The sequence below is a fragment of the Streptomyces sp. DvalAA-14 genome (assembly GCF_900091855.1).
Lineage (GTDB): Bacteria > Actinomycetota > Actinomycetes > Streptomycetales > Streptomycetaceae > Actinacidiphila.
Genome location: NZ_FMCH01000435.1, coordinates 1 through 3,769 on the forward strand (window position 1 = coordinate 1; position 3,769 = coordinate 3,769).

Consider the following 3,769-nt stretch of genomic DNA (forward strand, 5'->3'; position numbering starts at 1 on the left):
GGGCGTTCGGCCGGGGTGGGTGACCCGCGGGGAACCGCGCGCTGAGCCCCCTCACGGCCGCCGGTCCGGAAACCGGCCGCTGAGGGCCGGGCCGGCGGCCCGGGGTGGGGGCCACGCCGCAGGGGGGCCGGGCCCGAAGGCCCGGTGCGGCACCCCGCCCGAGGGGTCAGTCCTTGATTTCGCAGATGATCGCGCCCGACGTCACCGACGACCCCACCTCCGCCTTGAGCCCGATCACCGTCCCGGTGCGATGCGCGTTCAGCGGCTGCTCCATCTTCATCGCTTCCAGCACCACGATCAGGTCGCCCTCGGTGACCTGCTGGCCCTCCTCGACCGCCACCTTCACGATCGTGCCCTGCATCGGCGACGGCAGCGCGTCGCCCGACACCGCGCTGCTGGCCTTGGTGGTGGCGCGGCGCTTGGGCTTGGCCCCGCCCGCCGCCGCCGTACGGGCCAGCGTCATGCCCAGGGACGCCGGCAGCGAGACCTCCAGCCGCTTGCCGCCGACCTCGACCACCACGGTCTCGCGCCCGGGCGCCTCCTCCTCGTCGACGAAGGCGCCGGTGAAGGGCGGGATGGTGTTGGCGAACTCGGTCTCGATCCACCGGGTGTGCACGGTGAAGGGGCCGTCCTTCGGCGCGAACGCGGGGTCGGTCACCACGGCGCGGTGGAAGGGGATGGCGGTGGCCATGCCCTCGACCTGGAATTCGCCGAGCGCGCGGGAGGCGCGCTGCAGCGCCTGCTCGCGGGTGGCGCCGGTGATGACGAGCTTGGCGAGCAGCGAGTCCCAGGCGGGGCCGATCACCGCGCCGGTCTCCACGCCGGAGTCCAGCCGGACACCGGGGCCGCTGGGCGGCGAGAACAGTGTGACGGTGCCGGGGGCGGGCAGGAAGTTGCGGCCCGGGTCCTCGCCGTTGATGCGGAACTCGAAGGAGTGACCCCGCAGCGCCGGGTCGTCGTAGCCGAGGGCCTCGCCGTCGGCGATCCGGAACATCTCCCGTACCAGGTCGATCCCGGACACCTCTTCGGTGACGGGGTGTTCGACCTGCAGCCGGGTGTTGACCTCCAGGAAGGAGATGGTGCCGTCCTGGCCGACCAGGAATTCGCAGGTGCCGGCGCCGACGTAGCCGGCCTCGCGCAGGATCGCCTTGGACGCGCTGTAGAGCTGCGCGTTCTGCTCCTCGCTCAGCCAGGGCGCGGGGGCTTCCTCGACGAGCTTTTGGTGGCGGCGCTGCAGCGAGCAGTCACGGGTGGAGACGACCACGACATTGCCGTGGGTGTCGGCCAGGCACTGGGTCTCGACGTGGCGGGGCCGGTCGAGGTAGCGCTCGACGAAGCACTCGCCGCGGCCGAACGCGGCGACGGCCTCGCGGACGGCGGAGTCGTAGAGCTCGGGGACCTCTTCGAGGGTGCGGGCGACCTTCAGGCCGCGGCCGCCGCCGCCGAAGGCGGCCTTGATGGCGATGGGCAGGCCGTGTTCCTGCGCGAAGGCCACCACCTCGTCCGACCCCGAGACCGGGTCGGAGGTGCCGGCCACCAGCGGGGCCCCGGCGCGCTGGGCGATGTGCCGGGCCGCCACCTTGTCGCCCAGGTCCCGGATGGCCTGCGGCGGCGGGCCGATCCAGGTCAGCCCGGCGTCCAGGACGGCCTGGGCGAACTCCGCGTTCTCCGACAGGAATCCGTAGCCGGGGTGGACGGCGTCCGCGCCCGACTCGGCGGCGGCGCCCAGGACTTTGCCGAAGTCCAGGTAACTGCTGCCGGGGGTGTCACCGCCCAGGGCGTAGGCCTCGTCGGCCACGCGGACATGCAGCGCTTCGCGATCGGGGTCAGCGTAGACGGCCACGCTGGCGATCCCCGCATCCCGGCAGGCACGGGCGACACGAACTGCGATTTCACCGCGATTGGCGATGAGGACCTTACGCACGATGGCTCCCTCCTGGAAACAAGCCGAGTTTAGGTACTGGCCACACTCGATGCCGAGGCACCCCTGCGGTGAGCTTGCCCACACGGAGGGTGATCCAAGGGCCTGAAGAACCCGTGAAAGCCTGCTCAGTCCACGGTACGACCCGCCCGGGGGCCATGTCCCGCACTCCCGGCTGTGCGGCGGAAGTCGGCGCGGATCGCCTGCTCCATCCGGCGTTCTTTTGTAGGAACTCCACGAATAGAGCGCGGAAAATTTTCGACGGTTCATCCCCAACGAGTGGCGCCGCGCGAGCTCTTGCCGCCGGAGGTACCCGTGAGTAGCCTGCAGACGGCGAGGTACCCGGGGTAACATCCCCGGCGAATCCGGCCGCTGGGAGCGAGCATGCGCAGAGGGACAGCCATCGGTACGGCAGTGGCGCTCGTCCTCGAAGCGCTCACGATCGGCCTGGTGAACTGGGTGCTGGGCCTGGCCGTGAAACACCAGCAGATGTCCCTGGCCGGGCTCGACTCCGACGCCATGGCGGTCGGATCCTGGGCGGGCGGCGCGCTGTTCGCGCTGTTCCTGCTCGGCTGCGCGCTGCTGGTGGCCCGGATCGCGTGGCGCGACCGGATGGCCGGGCGGTTCGGGCGGATCGTGCTCATCGTCTGCGCAGTGGTGCACGGGGTGGTCGGCGCGGTGGTGGTCGGCCTGGTCGGGTGGTGGGCGTTCGCGGCGCTGATGCTCGTCCTCGCCGGACTCGTCGCCACGCTGCTGCTCTACGCGCCCGAGGACCAGCCGCAGCCGGCCGAGCAGGCTGCGCGGCATCCGGGTGAGGCGCCGCCGGCCGCACCCCCGGCGACCGCCTAGGAACCCGGCGGGCACCGCCACCGGCAGCAGCGGGAGCGGGCGCGGACGGACCCGCATGCGCCGGACGGCCGGGCTGCCGTCACACCCACAGATCGGTGATCCGCACGCCCAGCTCGGCCAGCAGCTGCCGCAGCAGCGGGAGCGACAGCCCGATCACATTCCCCGGGTCGCCGTCGATGCCCGCCACGAACGGCGCCGACCGGCCGTCGAGGGTGAACGCGCCCGCCACGTGCAGCGGTTCGCCGCTGGCCACATAGGCGGCGATCTCGGCGTCGTCCGGCGTCCCGAACCGTACGGTCGTCGAGGCGGTCCGGGACACCTGACGGCCCGTCGCGGTGTCGATGACGCAGTGCCCGGTCTGGAGCACTCCGCTGCGGCCGCGCATCGCCCGCCAGCGCGCGGTGGCCTCGGTCGTGTCCTCGGGCTTGCCCAGCGCCCGGCCGTCCAGCTCCAGCACCGAGTCGCAGCCGACGACCAGTTCGCCGCCGGTCAGCGAGCCGCCCCCGGCGACCGCCGTCGCCTTGGCCTCGGCCAGTACGCGGGCCAGCTCGGCGGGCGTCGGCGCGCTGATCGCCGCTTCGTCCACCCCGCTGACCAGCACCTTGGGGTCGAACCCGGCCTGTTTCAGCAGCCCGAGCCGGGCGGGGGAGGCGGAGGCGAGGACGAGCACACGAGGGGAGGTCACCGGGACATCGTAAGGAGCCCGCCGCCCGCGACCGCCCGGGGCCCCGCACCCCGGCCACCGCGCACCTCAGGACCGCCAGGCCGCCACCGCCATCACCACCGCGGCGGCGAAGGCGACCAGCACCATGGCGCGGCGCAGCATCAGCTGGACCCGGCGCGGGTCCTCCGGGGGATCCTCGTGTCGATCGTCCGACCACAGCATGTCTCCAGGGTTACGCCGAGACGAAGCCCCGCGCCTGAGTACGGATACTCAGAAGCGGGGCTCGGTCTCACCCGTAACGGTGGTTCACGCCGGCCACACCGACATCCGCCAGG

General features: G+C 72.7%; 4 protein-coding genes. 1 reads left to right on the top strand and 3 read right to left on the bottom strand.

Annotated features, from left to right (window positions below):
* Positions 1–166 precede the first annotated feature (166 nt).
* On the bottom strand, positions 167–1,924 hold the full coding sequence (locus GA0115240_RS23405) for an acetyl/propionyl/methylcrotonyl-CoA carboxylase subunit alpha (protein WP_093739332.1): 1,758 nt from the start codon (positions 1,922–1,924) through the stop codon (positions 167–169).
* A 381-nt stretch (positions 1,925–2,305) separates the two neighbouring features.
* Between GA0115240_RS23405 and GA0115240_RS23410 the strand changes: the two genes are divergently transcribed.
* On the top strand, positions 2,306–2,770 hold the full coding sequence (locus tag GA0115240_RS23410) for a hypothetical protein (RefSeq protein ID WP_093739334.1): 465 nt from the start codon (positions 2,306–2,308) through the stop codon (positions 2,768–2,770).
* A gap of 79 nt (positions 2,771–2,849) precedes the next feature.
* Here the strand turns inward: GA0115240_RS23410 and GA0115240_RS23415 are convergent, their stop codons facing one another.
* Together GA0115240_RS23415 and mmpB are read right to left on the bottom strand one after the other, a co-directional pair.
* Positions 2,850–3,455 carry a Maf family protein gene (locus tag GA0115240_RS23415; protein ID WP_093739336.1) on the bottom strand — a complete coding sequence of 202 codons (606 nt, stop codon included), beginning with the start codon at positions 3,453–3,455 and terminating at the stop codon, positions 2,850–2,852.
* 66 nt (positions 3,456–3,521) lie between these two features.
* Positions 3,522–3,656 (bottom strand): morphogenic membrane protein MmpB, encoded by a 135-nt coding sequence (mmpB, locus tag GA0115240_RS38520; RefSeq protein ID WP_256069945.1) that lies wholly within the window; start codon positions 3,654–3,656, stop codon positions 3,522–3,524.
* Positions 3,657–3,769 lie beyond the last annotated feature (113 nt).

Bases quoted from the DNA above. Each gene is read 5' to 3' on its own strand.
- GA0115240_RS23410 (WP_093739334.1), top strand. From the start codon at position 2,306: ATGCGCAGAGGGACAGCCATCGGTACGGCAGTGGCGCTCGTCCTCGAA.
- mmpB (WP_256069945.1), bottom strand. From the start codon at position 3,656: ATGCTGTGGTCGGACGATCGACACGAGGATCCCCCGGAGGACCCGCGC.